General features: G+C 63.8%; 15 protein-coding genes and 2 tRNA genes. 5 read left to right on the top strand and 12 right to left on the bottom strand.

Annotated elements, in window-relative coordinates:
* Positions 1–80: 80 nt before the first annotated feature.
* The 7 genes from A9J21_RS12360 to A9J21_RS12335 form a co-directional block, all read right to left on the bottom strand.
* On the bottom strand, positions 81–938 hold the full coding sequence (locus A9J21_RS12360; protein ID WP_404851370.1) for an SDR family NAD(P)-dependent oxidoreductase: 858 nt from the start codon (positions 936–938) through the stop codon (positions 81–83).
* 138 nt (positions 939–1076) lie between these two features.
* A complete protein-coding gene (gene hmpA / locus A9J21_RS12355; protein ID WP_066735935.1) occupies positions 1077–2288 on the bottom strand; it encodes an NO-inducible flavohemoprotein in 1212 nt (403 codons plus the stop codon).
* 78 nt (positions 2289–2366) lie between these two features.
* Entirely contained in the window at positions 2367–4616 is a 2250-nt protein-coding gene (locus A9J21_RS12350) for an ATP-binding protein (protein ID WP_231906898.1), read from the bottom strand.
* A 187-nt stretch (positions 4617–4803) separates the two neighbouring features.
* Positions 4804–4944 carry a hypothetical protein gene (locus A9J21_RS31515; protein WP_156545825.1) on the bottom strand — a complete coding sequence of 47 codons (141 nt, stop codon included), beginning with the start codon at positions 4942–4944 and terminating at the stop codon, positions 4804–4806.
* Between the two features lie 81 nt (positions 4945–5025).
* A tRNA-Arg gene (locus A9J21_RS12345) sits at positions 5026–5102 on the bottom strand.
* A 136-nt stretch (positions 5103–5238) separates the two neighbouring features.
* Positions 5239–5892 carry a class I SAM-dependent methyltransferase gene (locus tag A9J21_RS12340; RefSeq protein WP_082926370.1) on the bottom strand — a complete coding sequence of 218 codons (654 nt, stop codon included), beginning with the start codon at positions 5890–5892 and terminating at the stop codon, positions 5239–5241.
* A 134-nt stretch (positions 5893–6026) separates the two neighbouring features.
* Positions 6027–7310: a GGDEF domain-containing protein gene (locus A9J21_RS12335; RefSeq protein ID WP_066735947.1), complete on the bottom strand. Its 1284-nt coding sequence runs from the start codon at positions 7308–7310 to the stop codon at positions 6027–6029.
* 422 nt (positions 7311–7732) lie between these two features.
* On the opposite strand from A9J21_RS12335, the gene A9J21_RS12330 reads away from it, so the two are divergent.
* The 4 genes from A9J21_RS12330 to A9J21_RS12315 all read left to right on the top strand — a co-directional run bounded on the left by A9J21_RS12330 (position 7733) and on the right by A9J21_RS12315 (position 10477).
* A tRNA-Pro gene (locus A9J21_RS12330) sits at positions 7733–7809 on the top strand.
* A 701-nt stretch (positions 7810–8510) separates the two neighbouring features.
* Positions 8511–8732: a translation initiation factor IF-1 gene (gene infA, locus A9J21_RS12325; RefSeq protein WP_008641674.1), complete on the top strand. Its 222-nt coding sequence runs from the start codon at positions 8511–8513 to the stop codon at positions 8730–8732.
* 182 nt (positions 8733–8914) lie between these two features.
* Entirely contained in the window at positions 8915–9391 is a 477-nt protein-coding gene (locus A9J21_RS12320) for a histidine phosphatase family protein (RefSeq protein WP_066735932.1), read from the top strand.
* A 234-nt stretch (positions 9392–9625) separates the two neighbouring features.
* Positions 9626–10477, top strand: a complete 852-nt coding sequence (locus A9J21_RS12315) for a GNAT family N-acetyltransferase (RefSeq protein ID WP_082926369.1) — start codon at positions 9626–9628, stop codon at positions 10475–10477.
* 164 nt (positions 10478–10641) lie between these two features.
* On the opposite strand, the gene ppx is transcribed toward A9J21_RS12315, so the two are convergent.
* Complete coding sequence (gene ppx, locus A9J21_RS12310) at positions 10642–12174, bottom strand: exopolyphosphatase (RefSeq protein WP_066735930.1); 1533 nt, start codon at positions 12172–12174, stop codon at positions 10642–10644.
* Positions 12175–12287: 113 nt separating this feature from the next.
* Between ppx and ppk1 the strand changes: the two genes are divergently transcribed.
* The gene (ppk1, locus tag A9J21_RS12305) at positions 12288–14408 is read left to right on the top strand and encodes a polyphosphate kinase 1 (protein WP_082926368.1); all 2121 of its coding nucleotides are present in this window, start codon (positions 12288–12290) and stop codon (positions 14406–14408) included.
* A gap of 127 nt (positions 14409–14535) precedes the next feature.
* On the opposite strand, the gene phoR is transcribed toward ppk1, so the two are convergent.
* From phoR to pstB, 4 genes are all read right to left on the bottom strand, one after another.
* A complete protein-coding gene (gene phoR, locus A9J21_RS12300) occupies positions 14536–15888 on the bottom strand; it encodes a phosphate regulon sensor histidine kinase PhoR (RefSeq protein ID WP_066735926.1) in 1353 nt (450 codons plus the stop codon).
* Between the two features lie 139 nt (positions 15889–16027).
* Positions 16028–16735 (bottom strand): phosphate regulon transcriptional regulator PhoB, encoded by a 708-nt coding sequence (gene phoB, locus A9J21_RS12295; protein ID WP_066735924.1) that lies wholly within the window; start codon positions 16733–16735, stop codon positions 16028–16030.
* 35 nt (positions 16736–16770) lie between these two features.
* Positions 16771–17475 carry a phosphate signaling complex protein PhoU gene (gene phoU / locus A9J21_RS12290; protein WP_066735943.1) on the bottom strand — a complete coding sequence of 235 codons (705 nt, stop codon included), beginning with the start codon at positions 17473–17475 and terminating at the stop codon, positions 16771–16773.
* 56 nt (positions 17476–17531) lie between these two features.
* Positions 17532–18320, bottom strand: a complete 789-nt coding sequence (pstB, locus tag A9J21_RS12285; protein ID WP_061959259.1) for a phosphate ABC transporter ATP-binding protein PstB — start codon at positions 18318–18320, stop codon at positions 17532–17534.
* Positions 18321–18344 lie beyond the last annotated feature (24 nt).

Here is an 18344-nt window from a genome sequence, read left to right as displayed (position 1 = left end):
AAGTCTGGGTGTTTGGCGACTTCCAGTTTTCCAGACTCAGATCGGATGAACCACGGATACAACGTATTGAAGCTTCACACCTAGCGCACCGTGTCTTCGGCCTTGCGGTCCTTGTCGAGCGGCTCTGCCATCTTGCGGTGCTGCTCGGCAAGCAGGTCCGACGGCGTGATCGACGCAATGGCTGCCCGGAGCTTGTTCTGCCACCCGGTGACAACCTCGGCCTCGCCGCGCATCATGGCCTCGAAGCCCTGCTGGGCCACATCCGCCGGATCGTCCTTCTTCGACTCGCCAATGCGGGTGTCGAGCATGTCGGCGCGACGGAAGAACTCGGTCTCGGTGGCGCCCGGCATCAGGCATGTCACGCTGACATGACAATCGGCCAGTTCGTGGCGCAGCGCGAACGCAAAGGAATCCAGGAACGCTTTCGTGCCGTTGTAGACCGCCTGGTAGGTGCCCGGCATCAGACCCGCGATGGAGCCGGTGATCAGGATGCGACCGGCGCGGTTTTCGCGCATATGCCGTGCAACGCCATGCAGCAGGTACAAAGTACCCACCACGTTCGTTTCGAGCACGCGCGCAATATCGGAAAAATCCTGGTCGACAAAGGCGTGGCCCAGGCCTCGACCCGCGTTGGCACACAGCACATCGATGCGCCGCCCACGCACGCTTGCTAGTAATTCGTCCACGCCGGCGCGCGTGGACAGGTCCGCAACCAGCGATTCCACGGTGACGCCGCTTTCCCTCAGGGTGGCGGCGGCATCGGCAATCTGGGGTTCGTCGGCCACCACGATCAGGTCCATGCCACTGGTGGCGCAGTAGTGGGCCAGATGGAAACCGATGCCGGTCGACGCCCCGGTGACAATGGCAAGCGGGCGCGTGTCAGGAATGTCCTGCAGCCCCAGCTCGGCATAGTCTACATCGTTGCTTGACGAGTTCACGGCCACCTCCCTTGTCGGAACAAAGCTATCCGGCAGCGTGCAAGGGCCGTACCAGCGGCTATATAAATGGCTATACGACGACTCACCGCCGCGGGGCTGCCGGCGGCCATTACCGGCGTGCCAGTCACGTGCGCGCGGCTATTCGGCAAACAGGTCGGGGCCGAACACCTCGTAGTGGATATGTGCCTCGCGCACGCCCAGTTGCTTCAGCGCATCGTGCTGCACGCGCATGAACGGAATCGGCCCGCAGATGTAGTAGTCGGCATCCGGCAGCACAATGGCCGGCTGGATCTTGCCGACTTCGACAAACCCGGCATGGTCGTAGTCACGGCCCGCCACATCGTCGGGCAAGGGGCTGTCGTAGAAGACGATCAGCTTGAAGTTCGGCTGCGTGCGGGCCGTCTCGCGCAGGCGGTCGCGCATCGCATGCACCGCGCCGTTGCGGGCGCCATGCACAAACACCACCTGCCGGTCCGGGTCCTGGATGGCACGCTTGAGCATGCTGATCATGGGTGTCAGCCCCACGCCGCCGCTGATCAGCACAATTGGCGTTTTTGCGTGCACATCGATATGGAACGTGCCATATGGCGCCGCGACCTTGATCTGGTCGCCCACGGCCACATGATCGTGGAGCAGGTTCGACACGTAGCCGGCCGGCTTGCCCGCTTCGCGTTCCCGCTTCACCGAGATACGGTAGCTTCGCGCGTTGGGCATGTCGGACAGGCTGTACTGGCGGATCTGTTGCAGCCCCAGTGCGGGCACGTCCACCGCCACGCTGATGTACTGGCCCGGTTCGAAATTCAGTACCGGGCCGCCGTCCACCGGCTCCAGCACGAACGATGTAATCACGCTGCTCTCGGGCCGCTTGTCACGTACCACGAAGCTGCGCCATCCCGTCCAGCCGCCCGGCTGTGCCGCGGATTCCTCGTAGAGCCCGCTCTCCATGCCCATCAGCACGTCGGCCAGGTTGCCGTAGGCCTGGGCCCAGGCCGAAATAATCTCGTCCGTGGCCGCATTGCCTAGTACTTCCTTGATGGCGCCCAGCAAATGCTCGCCAACGATCGGATATTGCTCGGGCCTGACGCCCAGGCTGGCGTGCTTGTTGGCGATATTGCCAAGCACGGCCATCAGGCTACTGGGATCGTCGATATTCTCCGCATAGGCGTAGACGGCACGCGCCAGCGCCTGTTGCTGCTGCCCCTGTTCCTGGTGTGCCATGTTGAAGACGTTCTTCAGCTCTGGATGGGCCACGAACATACGCCCGTAAAAGCACTTGATGATATCGAGACCGTGCTGCGCCAGGACTGGCGCGGTGGCCTTCACAATCTCCTTGGTTTGTTGCGTCAACATGTCTTTCACTCCTGTCGAGATAAGGAGCGCGTCTGCGCGCAGCCAGCACGCAGAGGCTCTCCCGGCGCGCTGAGCCGGCTACCGGTCATCGCGATCCAGTACCTCGCGGACCTTTGCCGCGAGGTCGTCAAACGAAAACGGCTTGGTAATCAGTTGCACGCCGCGATCCAGGCGGCCCTGATGCACGATGGCGTTTTTCCCATATCCGGTGGTGAACAGCGAGCGGATGCCCGGCCATAGTTCAACGGCACGGGCCACGACATCGACACCGGTCATGCCACCGGGCAGCACGACGTCGGTAAAGACCAGGTCGACCCGGTGCCGTTCGAGAAACGCCAGCGCCGCCGGGCCGTTCCCCGCTTCGAACACTTCGTAGCCCTGCTCGCGAAGCACGGTGACCGTGTATTCGCGCACATCGGCATCGTCCTCGACCACCAGTACCGACTCGCCGCGCTGAATCGGCGCACCCGGGTACCCCGTTACCGGCTCGGGCGCCAATGCGCCTTCACCGAGACGCGGCAGATAGATTCGCACCGTGGTGCCCTGCCCCGGTTCCGAGTAAAGCTTGACGTGCCCCTTCGACTGCTTGACGAAGCCATACACCTGACTGAGCCCAAGCCCTGTGCCCTTGCCCTCGCTCTTGGTCGTGAAGAACGGTTCGAACGCCCGGGACAGCGTGATCGGGTCCATCCCGGTGCCGGTATCGCTGACGCTGATGCCGACATACTGGCCGGCAGCCAGATCGGTGTACCGCTCGGCGTAGGCCGGGTCGAGCGTCTCATTGGACGTCTCGATGACCAGATTTCCCCCTCCGGGCATCGCGTCGCGCGCATTGACCGCCAGGTTCAGCAGCGCGGCTTCCAGTTCGTTCGGGTCCACCTCGGCGCGCCAGAGGTTGCTGCCGAATACCGTCTGCAAGTGCACGGTTTCCCCCAGGGCACGGCGCAACAGGTCCTGCATGCCTTGCACGACCAGATTGAAGTCGAGCGGCTTCGGATCGAGCGGCTGACGGCGGGCAAAGGCCAGCAGCTTCTGGGTCAGCGCGGCGGCCCGCCGGGCGCCGGACATGGCCATCGACGCCGCACGGCGCTGGCGCGGCATTTCGTCGGGCAGCGTCCTGGACAGCAGCTCCAGGTTGCCCACGATGACCTGTAGCAGATTGTTGAAATCGTGGGCGATGCCGCCCGTGAGCTGCCCGACGGCCTCCATCTTCTGCGCCTGGCGCAAGGCTTCGGCGTTCTGCACCAGATCCGCCGTACGCCGCCTGACCTGGTCCTCCAGGTCGGCATTCAGCTCACGCAACGCCGCTTCGGCGCGACGCCGCTCGGCGATCTCGCGTTTGGTCTCCTCGTACAGCCTGACGTTGTCGATCGCCACTGCCGCCTCGCCCGCCAGCCCGCTCAGGCTCATCTCGGAACTTTCGGTGAACACGCCCGGTGTGGCATGTCCGAAGAACAGGCCGCCCAGCACGCCGCCACCCCGCGAAATAACCGGAACGGCAAGGTAGCTTCGCACCGGAAGGTGCCCTTCCGGCATGCCCGCATGCGGCGCGTTGTGACCGTAGCGCGGGTCGCGCGTGATGTCGGCCGACCGTACGATGCCCTCGCCAGCAAACGTCGGCGCAAACACGGCGGTGTTGCGCGGCATCGGAAATTTCGAGAACCGCTCGCGCGGCACGCCCGAAACGGTGTAAAGCATGTAGCTCTCGCCGAACGCATCGACCATGTTGTAGAAGAATGCGCCAAACTGCGCGCCCGTCAATGCCACCCCGACATCGGTCACGGTCTGCAGCACTACGTTCAGATCGGTCTCCCGGGCCAGCGCCGTGCCCGCCCGGTTCAGGATCTCCAGTGCGCGGGTCTGCTCCCGCAGCGCCGCTTCCACGTCGCGATGTTCGGTCCGGTCGCGCAGGATCTTGACAAGTCCGGCCTCTGGGCGGCCTTCGAGCAGCGGCTTCATCTCCCCGATGGCCCAGAACCGGTCGCCGCTCTTTCTGAGCCGCCACCCTTCCGTGCCGCCGATGCCATGCGCAAGCGCGTCGGCAATTTCCTCGCGAAGCAGCCACCCGCCGCCCTGGTCATCAGGAAACACCCGGCTTAGCGACTGGCCCAGCATCTCCGGCTCGGTCCAGCCCAGGATGGCGCTCGCCCCTTCGCTCCAGCCGGTGACAATGCCATCCGCATCGAGCGTGATGATGGCCGTCTCCACGGCGCTATTAAGAATACGGCGATACCGGTCAATCAGCGTGCGGTCGAGATCGCAGCTGAACATGTCGCTTGGATGACTCTCGGTGGAAAGCGGAATCGGCCCATTCGCGATAAGCGGCATTCTTCTCCCCTGTCGATTCTTCGCACGCCGGCGACGCTGTTTCTGATGAGATTGTAGGAATCACCTACGCCAGATCGGCGGTCGGTCATCGAAATCTGTCACAGTTCAGGCGCAATCGAGCAAAAAGATAAGAATGCGGCACTATCAGAGTGCGCGGGGCATTCTGGCTTGACCCGTTCAGTCGGATTCAGAACGCCAGTACCGCCATCACGAGCAGCGATACCCACATCAGCCCGGTGGCAAGCCAGGAGAATATGTGGACCACCATCGGCTTGCGGAAGGGCCCCACCACGGCCGACCGCCGTGACATCAACTGAAGCACGACCATCGCGGGGCACTCCGCGCCGAAGACCTCGGCAGGATCGCAGCCTTCGGCCGCTTCGTATTCAACCCCGGAATAGGAATATCGTGGCCCGCCCTAGAGGATTCGAACCTCTGACCGCTCGCTTAGAAGGCGAGTGCTCTATCCAACTGAGCTAAGGGCGGATGGCCCATTTGAAGACCTTGCCATTGCGGCAAGGCGTGCATTCTACCGCACTGGTTGCGCCATTGGAACGCGCCCGCGACGGCCTGATGAGGCCGTCGTTGTGAAGCACTACGCGCGACACGCTGGGTCGGAGAGCTACCCGGGATGCTTCTGCAGGATGAACTCGATGGCACACTCTGCGGTAGGTGTGCGGGTCTGGTCAAAGTCGCGGTTCAGCAGGCTTTGCCGCACGCCGATGTCGACGCGGAAGATCGAAATTGGCGACACCTGGTCGCATACGGATCGGACAAAGTCGATGACATTGATCGACACCGGCGACCAGGACTGCGCCTTGAACATCGTGAACGTGTGCTTGTGGTCGTTGTTGAAGCGCGAGGGCCAGTGGCCCTGCTCGTACAGGTCTTCGTCCGGCACCTGGATCACGAGATACCCACCGGGCTTTACCACCCGTATCCAGTGCCGCATCGCCACGGCCGGGTCCACCATGTGTTCCAGGCAGTGCGACGAGTAGACAAAGTCGAACGATTCATCTTCCACCCGCTCCAGGTACTGGGCATCGCCATGCTGCATGTCGAAGACGAAGACATGCTTCATCGCGGGGAACATGTCCCCGAACAGGGCGATGGAATCGATGCCGCCGCCGATGTCCAGGCCGTTGCCGACGAAGTACCGCGTGGCGTAGCGGGAATCATGCACCCGGCGCAGGATCGAGATCGATGTCGCGCCCGGTATGTTCTGGTGAATCTGCCTGGCCTGCTGGGCAGCGTGTTCCGGCTTGATAATGTCCATGGATGTTGGCGCAAGGCGCATTGCAGTGACCCGCACATCTATAGCATCGGCAAGCCGGGCCTTGAATCAGATTCCGACGAAACTGAAGTCGATCAGAACCGGGGTCCGGCGAAACAGGGGCGTGGCTGACCGCCTCAGGACGGCTCGCGCTCGCGCACGCGCGGGCGGCGCGGCATGCCGGTGCCCTCTGCCGTATCGTGCGATGACACGCAGTTGCGGCCCATCTGCTTGGCATCGTAGAGCGCGCGGTCGGCGCGCCGCATGACTGCGTCGGCATTCTCGCCGGCCTGCCGCTCGGCCATGCCTATGCTGACCGTATAGGCAATGGCATCGGGCTCGGACGGGCAAGGCGTGGAACGCACCAGCGCACTCAGGCGGACACTGATGGCACGGCCGGTTTCCAGCGGGGTGTCAGGCATGACGATCGCGAATTCTTCGCCGCCCAGCCGGCCCAGCAAGGCCCGCGCCGGCGCGGCCTTGCGCAGCAGGCCCGCAAAATGGCGCAGGACGCTGTCCCCCGCCAGATGTCCGTACAGGTCGTTGATGGCCTTGAAGTGATCGAGGTCGATGAAGGCCACGGTAAAAGCGGTGTGCTGGCGCTCGGCACGCTTGCATGCAAGCTCCAGTTCTTCCCAGAACGCGCCGCGCGACAGCACGTCGGTCAGGTCGTCATGGCGCGCGCGGCGCTCGATGATCCGCCGCAGGCGGTCGTGAGCCATCAACGCGAAGCTGACCGACAGGCCGACCACGCCGAATACAAAGCACAGTGTAATGTTGTCGCGCTCGTCGGGTGTCACCAGCGGATGCCCATCGACCAGCGTCGACAGCGGGGCCCAGGCCTGCGCGCCCGCAAACACCGTGCAGGCCAGCGCCACGAGCGTCAGCGACAGAATGGCCAGGCGCCCGGTGCCCCGCTTGGCAGGCAAACGTGGCACGACCACGCGGATCATCTCCAGCAACAGCAGCATCTGGATCAGCGATGAGCCAAGCATCAGCCCGGCCACGGCAGAGGGCGAGACCAGCACCGCCGATCCGGGCGACACGGCGCCAGGTGCCGAACCCGGCAACACGCCGGCGGCATGCAATGCCAACACCAACAGCATCGCCATTCCGGGCAGGTTCAGCACGGCCAGCACAATGGCCCGCCCCGGCTTGCCAACAAAATGCCGCGTGCCATGGACCATCATCGACAGCCCCGCGGTCAGTGCCAGTTCGGGCAAGGCGGCCAGCGGCCACTCCGGACGATATCCATGAATGGCCAGCAAGACTGCCGCCAGGGTCACCACCAGATCGCCGATGGCCCACGAGGTGAGCCCACTGCGCTCCATTCCGGCGGAGCGCCGCAACACGGCACAGACGATCGCCATCTGCAGCACGAACAAGGCCGCGATCAGCACTACCACCTGCGACTGAAACATCTTCATTCCCGTTCACAAAGGCATCGCCGGTGCTCCGCATGGCACCGGATTGCCTTCTGTTTGCGGCCTGCGAACAGCCGTCCTGTATTGTTTCCGCAGGTCCGGCAGCTTCGCGTCACGTCGATGCGCGGCATCGCGGGCGAAGCATGCTCAGGCACGGCTCTGGGCGCCCGCGTCGCAAGCGGGGCTGGCGTGCCATTGTTGTGATAGTCGGGACCAGGTCCGGGTGGGCACAGCATTGCCAGGCGTGAAGCGCCGGGTCGGACCGATACGGTGTGCGGATTATGTCAGTGCGCCGTACCAAGTCAAGCCAAATAAGATCCCGCCTGAAGCGGGGTACGCGCCCGCCACTTGCCCGCGTTGCAATCCTCCGCACGCCGCATTTGACCTGGCCGCATGTGTCGCGATAGAATCGCCGGCTTCGGAGCGTAGCGCAGCCTGGTAGCGCATCTGATTTGGGATCAGAGGGTCGTAGGTTCGAATCCTATCGCTCCGACCAGTATTTGCAGTGGTAAAAGGCAGACCGATCAAGGGCTTACGTTGAAAGACGTGAGCCCTTTTTCTTTGGTTCGAATACGCCCTGTTTTTCGGGCCGGCGGCATTCTGCAGGACAAAGGTTACGGAAACCACGTCGCCGGCTTCATCCGTGCGGTGGATGGTTCGCGCGGGATGGACATGTTCATCGCATGGACGGGCCCGTGCGGCAGCGCAGCATGGCTTGAGGCGCCTGCACATGGCGTTTGCGCAACAGTGCTGGCACCCATGCTGCGCCTGCGTAGGCGGTGTGATCGTGCTACAATCGCGCGTCAGTTCGGGGTATCTGAGCATGCCCTGTTACCCGGGAAAGCGCCGCCTGGCGCACTGGAAAACCGCCGGCCCGCCCTCATATTGTTCAGATATGACGGTGCGGATGCGTTGCCGGCCCCGGAAACACCTTGCCCGCTGTCCCCGTGATGTACACGGATGCGCCAGACGCCCGCGCAACCGCAAGTGGCAAGGCAATCGTCAGGGTCATCCGCGCCCCTTCTCGATTCTCTGACCCGCCTGGCTTCCAAGGTTTGCCAGCCCGTCAGCTTGCTTCCCGACGACGTATCGCGCGGCTGCCGCCATGGCGGCAAGACGTGGATGCGCGCGACCGGGCGCCCACAGGATACTCACCAACTTAACGCAGCTTTCGTGGCTGCCACAAAGGAAAACAGATTGGCTAAGGAAGAACTCATTGAATTTGGCGGCGTGGTGTCGGAAGCCCTGCCCGACAACCGTTATCGCGTGACGCTGGAAAACGGCGTGGAAATCTGGGCATACGCTTCGGGCAAGATGCAAAAGCACCGCATCCGCATCCTGGCCGGCGATCGCGTCACCCTGGAAATGTCGCCTTACGACCTGACCAAGGGCCGCATCAACTTCCGCCACAAGTCCTGAGTTCGCGGCGCGCAGCCGGTGCGCCGCTGTCACGCGGCTGACATCGCTGCTACCGACACTGACGGGCTATCCGTGGGCCTTGCCCACTGGATAGCCCGTTTTGTTTTTGGCGGCCCGGTCGCGCACTTGCGGCACGTGCCGTGCGTCACCATACTCAAGGCTCGACGAAGCCCCTGCCGAACATGAACCTGATCCTATGGCGTCATGCCGAAGCCGAAGACCTGCCGGATGCACTGAGCATCTCGCGCAGCGCGGATCTCCAGCGGCCGCTGACCCGCCGTGGCCGCAAGCAGGCCGAGACATCCGCCAACTGGCTGCGCACCCGCCTGCCCGCTGACTACCGCGTGGTCTGCAGCCCCGCCTTGCGTACGCGCGAAACCGCGGCGGCGCTGTCCGGTAACGCCGAGATCCTGGACGACCTGGCGCCCGGCGCCGACGTGGGCGCCGTGCTGGCCGCCATCGACTGGCCGCAGGGCAACGACCACACCGTAGTGGTCGGCCACCAGCCGTGGATCGGGCAACTGGCCAGTCTGCTGCTGGCCGGTCAGGAACTGCCGTGGAGCGTGAAGAAATGCGGCATCTGGTGGCTGGCCGGCCGCACGCGCGAGAACGAAGCCCAGGTCGTGCTGCGCGCGGTCATCCAGCCCGACCTCCTTTGAGCCATTTTTAGGACAACGGCGGCGGAAATGAGATTCTGCTGCCACAAATTCGACATCAGCGTGTTCTTTTGGACGATCGGCGATGTGCGCTAGCCGCAGCCTGTTCTATGGTTAAGGCTTGTGCCCGGCGACAGCGATGTGTCAGTCACGGAAGCGTCATCATCGGTTCATGGCGCTGTCACCCGGCCTATCTACATTGTTTCGAAGCCGTTTCGTCACCGAAAGGACACACTGATGCGAGACTTACCGACGCCTACCCAGCCGCTCTTCGACTCCTTGCCCACTGGCCTGACCGGCCAGTCGGCGCGGAGGCGTCTTCCTCGTCAGCCAGCACAACTCCAAACCCAAGCTCAAGCTCCGGCGCCTGCTTTCAGCGTGGCGTGGGCACGTCATCAGGACGAAGTAGCCGAGGCCCAGCGCCTGCGCTACAAGGTGTTCGCCGAGGAAATGGGCGCACGCCTGCAATCGTCGACCAACGAGACCGACGTCGACATGTTCGACGCCTACTGTGACCACCTGATCGTGCGCGACCAGGAAACGCTCAGGGTCGTGGGCACCTACCGCGTGCTGCCACCGCACCAGGCCAAGCGCATCGGCTGCCTCTACGCCGAATCCGAATTCGATCTGGTCCGCCTGGCGCACCTGCGCCCGAAGATGCTCGAACTGGGCCGTTCGTGCGTACACCGCGACTATCGCTCGGGCAGCGTGATCATGGCCCTGTGGGGCGGCCTGGGCGAATACCTGCAGCGCTACAACCTTGAATCGATGCTGGGCTGCGCCAGCGTGCCGATGAGCGATGGCGGCCACTACGCGGCCAGCCTCTATCGTCAGTTCGCCGAGAAGTCGCTGGCACCGATCGAATATCACGCCTTCCCGCGTGTGCCGCTGCCCGTGGATGACCTGAACCAGGCGCTCGACGTGGAGCCGCCCGCACTGATCAAGGGCTATCTGCGTCTGGGCGCCAAGATCTGCGGCCTGCCGGCCTGGGATCCCGACTTCAACGTTGCCGATTTCCTGACACTGCTGCGCGTGCGCGACATGAACCCGCGCTATGCCCGGCACTTCCTGGGCATTCAATCGGCCTGACGGCTGATCAGCAGCCCCCTCCCACCGGACGAAACGGCTGATCGATCCGGTACAGAAAGAAAAAACGGCGACTCAATTGGAGTCGCCGTTTTTCGTTGTGTGGTTGCCGGTCGCTGGTCGCTGGTCGCTGGTCGCTGGTCGCTGGTCGCTGGTCGCAGGCCGTTTCAGACGTAGACGACCTTGTAGCGCTTGCCCACACGCTCCCATTCGTCAGCTTCCTGCGCCAGGCTGTATTCCACCAGCGGATTGGCGTCGATCCACGATTTCGGCAGGCGTACCTCGAAGCCTTCGTCCAGCTCGTCCGACCGCTGCCTGACGTGGATGTGCGGCAGCTTCATGTCGCCACGCCGACGGCATAGCACAAACGCCAGGCGCAGGCTGAACAGCATGCGCCAGTCCACAAATTTCCCACTGCCGGAGAGCTTGCCCAACTTGCCCGCATGGCCCAGCAGCAGCGTCGCCAGGCGGGCCTGGTCGGTCTTGGAAAACCCGGGCATGTCCGCATGCGTGGCGATATAGGCAGAATGCTTGTGATAGCCGCTGTGCGAAATGGTCATGCCGATCTCGTGCAGGCTGGCCGCCCAGCCCAGCAGCGCCAGGTTGTCCTCGCGGCGCTCGTTGCGCGGCTCGGGAAACTGCGCCAGCAGATCGCGGGCTGCCTGTCCCACGCGTGTCGCCTGCGCACGGTCCACCGCGTAGCGGCGCATGAACTGGTCGACGGTCACCGTCCGCATGTCCTCGTGGTGGCTGCGGCCCAGCAGGTCGTACAGCACGCCCAGGCGCAGCGCGCCGTCCGTGACGTCCATGCGGTCGATATCGAGTTCGTCAAACACGCCAAGCATGATCGACAGGCCGCCTGGCAGCACCGGAATCCGGTCGGCCTTCAGGCCCGTCAGCTTCACGCGGTTGGTGTTTTCTGCCTTGATCAGCGCCCGCTTCAGCCGCTCCAGCCCTTCGCGCGTGATGCCGTGCTCGGATGTGCTGTCGTTCATGCCGTTCAGCTCGATCAGTTCGGCCAGCGCGCGCGCCGTGCCGGACGATCCTACGGCCTGCTGCCAGCCGGCCGCCTTGTACTGACGCACCAGCACCTGGATTTCGCGGCGCGCGGCCAGCTCGGCCTGCTTGAACGCGTATTCGTCGACGTTGCCGCTCGGAAAGAACTGACGGCTGTGCGATACGCAGCCAATGTAAAGGCTTTCCATCAGCTTGGACTGATAGCCGCTGCCAATGATGAATTCGGTCGAGCCGCCGCCAATATCGACGACCAGCCGGTTGCCCTGGCAGGCCGGCGCGTCATGCGAAGCGCCCAGGTAGATCAGGCGCGCTTCTTCCCGGCCGGCGATCACTTCGATGGGGAACCCCAGTGCGGCCTCGGCTTCGATCAGGAAGTCGGAAGCATTCTTGGCCACGCGCAGCGTGTTGGTGGCTACCGCGCGCACCTGCTCGGGTGCGAAGTCGCGCAGGCGGTCGCCAAAACGGCGCAGCGCGTCGACGCCTCGGCGGCGTGCCGGCTGGTCCAGATACTTGTCCGGCGTCAGGCCGGCGGCCAGCCTGACGGGCTCGCGCAGCGCGTCGACCTGGAAGATCTGGCTGGCGGGGCCCGAGGCGGTAGGCGTTTCATCCACCCGCCCGATCATCAGGCGGAAGCTGTTGGAGCCCATGTCGACGGCGGCCAGCAAGCGGGGATTCTGTGTCATTGCGTCAGTATTACGCGGGGATCGGCCCTGGGCGGGCCAAAACCCGAAAGATTATGTCCCTGTCATGTCTGCATCATGACAAAATCAAAGTGTCATCAAAATGACACGGATCTATGAAAAAGTCGCCTCATCGCCAAAATAAGGTCATAGACATGTCGACGACGCCGCCTGGCTCGCTCTGGAACCGCGAGCTGGGCATTCTGGAATTCAACGCGCGCGTGCTTGCGCAGGCCGCCGACCCCAATGTCCCCTTACTGGAACGGCTGAAGTTCATCTGTATCGTGTCCAGCAATCTGGACGAGTTCTTTGAGATCCGGATGGCCGGCCTGAAGGAGCAGATGCGGGACAACGCATCGGGCCTGACGCCCGATGGCCTCTCGTTCCAGCAGACCTACCAGCTTGTCACGGAGCGCACGCAGCGGCTCGTGGCCTCGCAGTATGACATGCTGCAGAACGTCATTTTCCCTGCGCTGGAAAAAGAAGGGGTGTTTTTTCACCTGACCGGCACCTGGACGGACGCCCAGCGGGACTGGGCACGCGACTTCTTCGTGCGCGAACTGGGGCCGGTCCTGACGCCGATCGCGCTGGACCCCGCACATCCATTCCCGCGCGTGCTCAACAAGAGCCTGAACTTCGTGATCGAGCTGTCCGGCAAGGACGCCTTTGGCCGCGACGCCGACCTGGCCATCGTCCAGGCCCCGCGCGCATTGCCGCGCGTGGTGCGCATGCCGGAGAAGCTGTCGGGCTATCCGTACGGCTTTGTGATGCTGTCGTCGTTCATGCAGGCGTTTGTCCACGAACTGTTCCCGGCCATCGACGTACAGGGCTGCTACCAGTTCCGGGTCACGCGCAATTCCGACCTGTTCGTATCCGAGGACGAAATCACCGACCTGCGCGAAGCGTTGCAAGGCGAGCTGCCTACGCGCCACTTTGGCGACATGGTCCGCCTGGAAGTGTCTTCCGACACACCCCCGGCCCTGGCGCGGCGCCTGCTGCTGGAATCGGGCCTGACCGAACAGGATCTGTATCGCGTGGGCGGCCCGGTGAACCTGGTGCGGCTGATGCAGATTCCCGACCTGGTTGACCGCCCCGCCCTCAAGTACCCGCCGCATGTGCCGGCCGTGGTCAAGGCCTTCCCGCCCGGCACGAGCATGTTCGACGTGATCCGCCAGCGCGATGTGCTGCTGCATCATCCGTACGAGAGCTTCTCGTCGGTGCTGGATCTGATGCAGGCGGCTGCCAACGACCCGAACGTGGTGGCGATCAAGCAGACCGTCTATCGCACCGGCAACGAGTCGGCCGTGATGGAGGCGCTGATGACGGCGGCCCGCAACGGCAAGGAAGTGACCGTGGTGGTGGAACTGCTGGCGCGCTTCGACGAGGAAACCAATATCAACTGGGCGGAACGGCTGGAATCGGCCGGCGCCCATGTGGTGTATGGCGTGGTGGGCCACAAATGCCACGCCAAGATGCTGCTGATCGTGCGGCGCGAGCCCGCGAGCCCGAAGGCCAAGAATGCCGTGCTGCGGCGTTATGTCCACCTGGGTACCGGCAACTATCATCCGCGCACCGCCCGGCTGTACACCGACTTCGGCCTGCTTACCACCAATGAGCAGGTCTGCGAGGACGTCCACCACGTATTCCAGCTGCTGACGGGCACGGCCGGCACGATCCGGCTGAACCACCTGTGGCAGTCGCCGTTCACGATGCACAGCAACCTGGTGGAGCATATCCGCGCCGAGGCCCGCAACGCGCGTGCCGGCAAGCGGGCGCGCATCATCGCCAAGATGAACGCGCTGCTGGAGCCAACCATCATCGACGAGCTTTACAAGGCGTCGCGCGCGGGCGTGAAGATCGACCTGATCGTGCGCGGGGTGTGCGCCCTGCGCGCCGGTGTGCCGGGCCTGTCGGAGAACATTTCGGTGCGCTCGATCGTTGGCCGCTTCCTGGAGCACCACCGCGTCTACTACTTCCACGCGGCGGGCGAAGACGTGCTGTACCTGTCCAGCGCCGACTGGATGGACCGCAACCTGTTCCGCCGCGTCGAAGTGGCCTTCCCCATCCTGGATCGCACGCTCAAGGCGCGCGTGATCAAGGAAGGGCTGCAGGTGCATTTGCGCGACAACGCCTCTGCCTGGATCATGGAGCCCGACGGCGAATACGTCCGCAGGCCTTCGCGGGCCAAGCTGCAGCGCGTCAGCCAGCACGAACTGCTGGTGAAGTTCGGCACCTGAGCCCGACCGGCTCCGCAATGGCAAAAGGCCGCCACCCTGCCGGGAGCGGCCTTTTTCACATGATGCGGAAGGTGTGCATAGGGCCGACGACTGCGGTGGCCCGCTGGCCCGCCGGCCCCACCGGCCCTTATGCCGCGTGCCGCGAGGCGTCGCCCAGTTGCGGCAGCGGCTGCGCGGCGTCCGGCTCATAGCCGCTGCGATCCACGGGAAATACGATGCGGAACGTACTGCCGCGGCCTACCTCACTGGTCACGCGCAGGTCGGCATGGTGGCGCGACAACACGTGCTTGACAATAGCCAGGCCCAGGCCGGTGCCGCCCGTATCGCGCGAACGGCTGCGATCCACGCGGTAGAAGCGCTCCGTCAGGCGCGGGATATGCTCGGGCGCGATACCCAGGCCCGTGTCGCTGACCGAGAACACGGAATGTCCATCGGTGAAGGTCATGCGGATGGCAATGCGTCCGCCATCGGGCGTGTAGCGCACCGCGTTCGACACCAGGTTGCCCAGCGCGGACAGCAGTTCGCCCTCCGCGCCGCGCAGTACCACCGCCGTATCGATATCGGTCTCGATGTCGTGCCGCCCTTGCGACAACGCCTCGGCATCGTGCACCAGGTGCGCGGCCAGGGCAGCCACGTTGACACGGTCGTGCGAAGGCGGCTGCGCGTCGGATTCCAGCTTCGCCAGCGCCAGCAGGTCTTCGACGATATGTTGCATCCGCATCGACTGCACCAGCATCAGTTCGATGTAGCGCTTGCGGTCTTCCTCGGAGACCGGCAGATCGCGCACCGTCTCCAGAAACCCGGTCAACACCGTCAGCGGCGTCTTCAGTTCGTGCGAGACATTGGCCACAAAGTCGCGCCGCATCGCCTCGGTGCTCTCGACCTTGGTAATGTCCTGCGTCAGCACGAGCTTGCGGTTTTCGCCATAGGGCAGGATCTGCACGGATGTGATGCCGCGCTTGTGCTCCCCCATGTCGCGCATTACCAGCGGTTCGTCGTAGCGCTCGCGCGTCAGGTAGTGGACGAACTCGGGCCGGCGGATCAGGTGCGTGATGCGCTGGCGCACGTCGCGCCGGGCGTTCAGGCCGAAGTGCTGCTCGGCCACGCCGTTACACCATTCGATCTGGTCGGCATCGTCAAGCATCAGCACCCCGTAGGGCGATGCCTGGATGGCCTGGATGAACCGGGTGTGCTGCTGCTCCACCTGCAGCACCTGGGTGCGCCAGCGCTTGACCAGCCGGTGCAGGCGGTAATACACCTCGCCCCAGAGCCCAAGTGCGCTCGGAATCTCACCGTAGGCCGGCGCGTCGAGCACCCGCCACAGACGGTTGATCTGGAACAGGTAGTACCCCAGCAGCAGGAACAGTGAAACGGAAAGGAAAAGCAGGCCGGGCACGGCGCCGGCTACGGCATACAGGCCCGCGGCAATCAGCACGAGACCGGCTAGGATGGCCGCAGAACGGGCCCAGATGACATTCATGCGAGGAGTAGAAAAGGTTCAGACTGCGTTCGCACTGCGACAGAGTCTGCCACAACATCGACCGCAGCGTTGCATTTAGCCGGCATTATCCGACATCGGCCGGCGCGGACCCCGCTGCTCCGCCGCCGGCCGGGTCCGGTCAGTGGCTGGGCGACCGCGCCAGGCGATAGCCGCTGCCCCGAACCGTCTCGATCATGTTGCTGTATCCGCCAGGGGTCAGTGCGGCACGCAGACGCTTGATGTGCACGTCAACCGTGCGCTCTTCCACGAATACGTGGTCGCCCCAGACCTGGTCCAGCAATTGCGACCGGCTATGCACACGTTCCGGATGCGTCATCAGGAAGTGCAACAGACGGAACTCCGTCGGGCCCAGGTCCAGCTTGATCGGACCACTGTCGTCCTGGCCGGTCACGCGATGCGTGGCCGGGTCGAGCCGCAGTCCGTTGATGGCCACCACGTCGTCGGTCAGCTGCGGCGCACGGCGGCGCAACACGGCCTTGATGCGGGCCAGCAACTCCTTCGGCGAGAAGGGCTTGGTCACGTAATCGTCCGCACCGGCTTCCAGGCCCATCACCTTGTCCTGCTCTTCGCTGCGGGCAGTGAGCATGATGATCGGGATCTGCTTGGTGCGGTCGTTGGTCCGCAGCTCCTTGGCGAAGGTCGCGCCCGACTTGCCCGGGAGCATCCAGTCCAGCAACACGAGGTCCGGCAGGACATCGCTCATCAGCGACAGCGCCTGCTCGGCGTTGTACGCACGAATCGGATAGTGCCCCGCGTGCTGGAGATTGACGGCGATCAGTTCGGCGATCGCCGGTTCGTCTTCGACAACGAGAATACTGCTCGGCATGTAATAGTTCTCCGCTTATCAGTGCTGGCGCGTTTTCAGCTCAACGCTTCGCGCTCCATGTCTTCGCGTGAGGCATGGCGTACGTCCGTGCCCTTCACGATGTAGATGATGAATTCGGCAATGTTCTTTGCGTGGTCGCCGATACGCTCGACGGCCTTGGCAATGAACAGGAAGTCCAGCGCCACCGAGATCGTGCGCGGGTCTTCCATCATGTAGGTAATCAGCTTGCGCACGAAGGCACGGAATTCCTCGTCGATGGCCTTGTCGTCCTTGACGATGCGGGCAGCCGCCACGGTGTCCAGGCGCGCGAACGCGTCCAGGGCCTGGCGCAGCAGGTTGATGGCCATCTCGCCGGACAGTTTCACTTCGGCGTAGTTGATGTTGTGCGCGGCCGCATCCTCCATGATGTGCTTGGTCCGCTTGGCGATCTTCTCGGCCTCGTCGCCGGCGCGCTCGAGGTTGGTGATCGTCTTCGAGATCGCCATCACCAGGCGCAGGTCGCGGGCGGTGGGCTGGCGGCGCGCGATGATGTTGCCGCAGTCGGCATCGATCTCGACTTCGAGCGCGTTCAGCTGCTGCTCGCGGACCATGACCTGGTCGGCCAGGTCACCATCGAAGTCGGCCAGCGCGCGCATGGCCATCTCGATCTGCGACTCCACCAGGCCACCCATCTGCAGCAGCTTGGTATTGATCGCGTTGAGGTCGGCGTCGAACTGGGTCGACAGGTGCTTGTCAGTCATGATGTTCTCCTGGCCGCTTTCCGAATGCTGGATATGTCCTGCAAAGCCGTTGCGGATCAACCGAAGCGGCCGGTAATGTAGTCTTCGGTTTCCTTGCGGTGCGGCTTGATGAAGATCTTCTCGGTCTCGCCGAACTCGATCAGTTCGCCCAGGTACATGTAGGCGGTGTAGTCCGAGCAGCGCGCGGCCTGCTGCATGTTGTGGGTCACGATCACCACCGTGTACTCGTCCTTCAGCTCGGCGATCAGTTCCTCGATGCGGCCCGTGGAAATCGGGTCCAGCGCCGAGCACGGCTCGTCCAGCAGCAGCACTTCGGGGCGGATGGCGATGCCGCGTGCAATGCACAGGCGCTGCTGCTGGCCGCCCGACAGGCCGTAGCCCGACTGGTGCAGCTTGTCCTTGGCCTCGTTCCACAGCGCGGCCTTCGACAGCGCCCACTCCACGCGGTCGTCCATTTCCGAGCGCGACAGCTTTTCGAACAGGCGGACCCCAAACGCGATATTGTCATAAATCGACATCGGGAACGGGGTCGGCTTCTGGAACACCATGCCCACCTTGGCGCGCAGCAGCGAGATATCCTGCTTGCTCGTCAGCAGGTTCTCGCCGTCCATGTTGATTTCGCCCTCGGCGCGTTGCTCGGGGTACAGCGCAAACATCTTGTTGAACGTGCGTAGCAGCGTCGACTTGCCGCAGCCCGACGGGCCGATAAACGCCGTGACCTTGCGGTCCGGGATCGACATGTTGATGTTCTTCAGCGCGTGGAACTGGTTGTAGTAGAAGTTCAGGTTCCGCACGTCGATCTTGGCGCGCACGGTATCGGGAATATCGATGACGGTAGAGGTCATGCTGATGTCTCGCTTGAATTCGGT

The organism is Cupriavidus sp. D384 (genome assembly GCF_001652915.1).
Classification (GTDB): Bacteria; Pseudomonadota; Gammaproteobacteria; order Burkholderiales; family Burkholderiaceae; genus Cupriavidus.
This window is presented reverse-complemented; position numbering and strand designations above follow the sequence as displayed.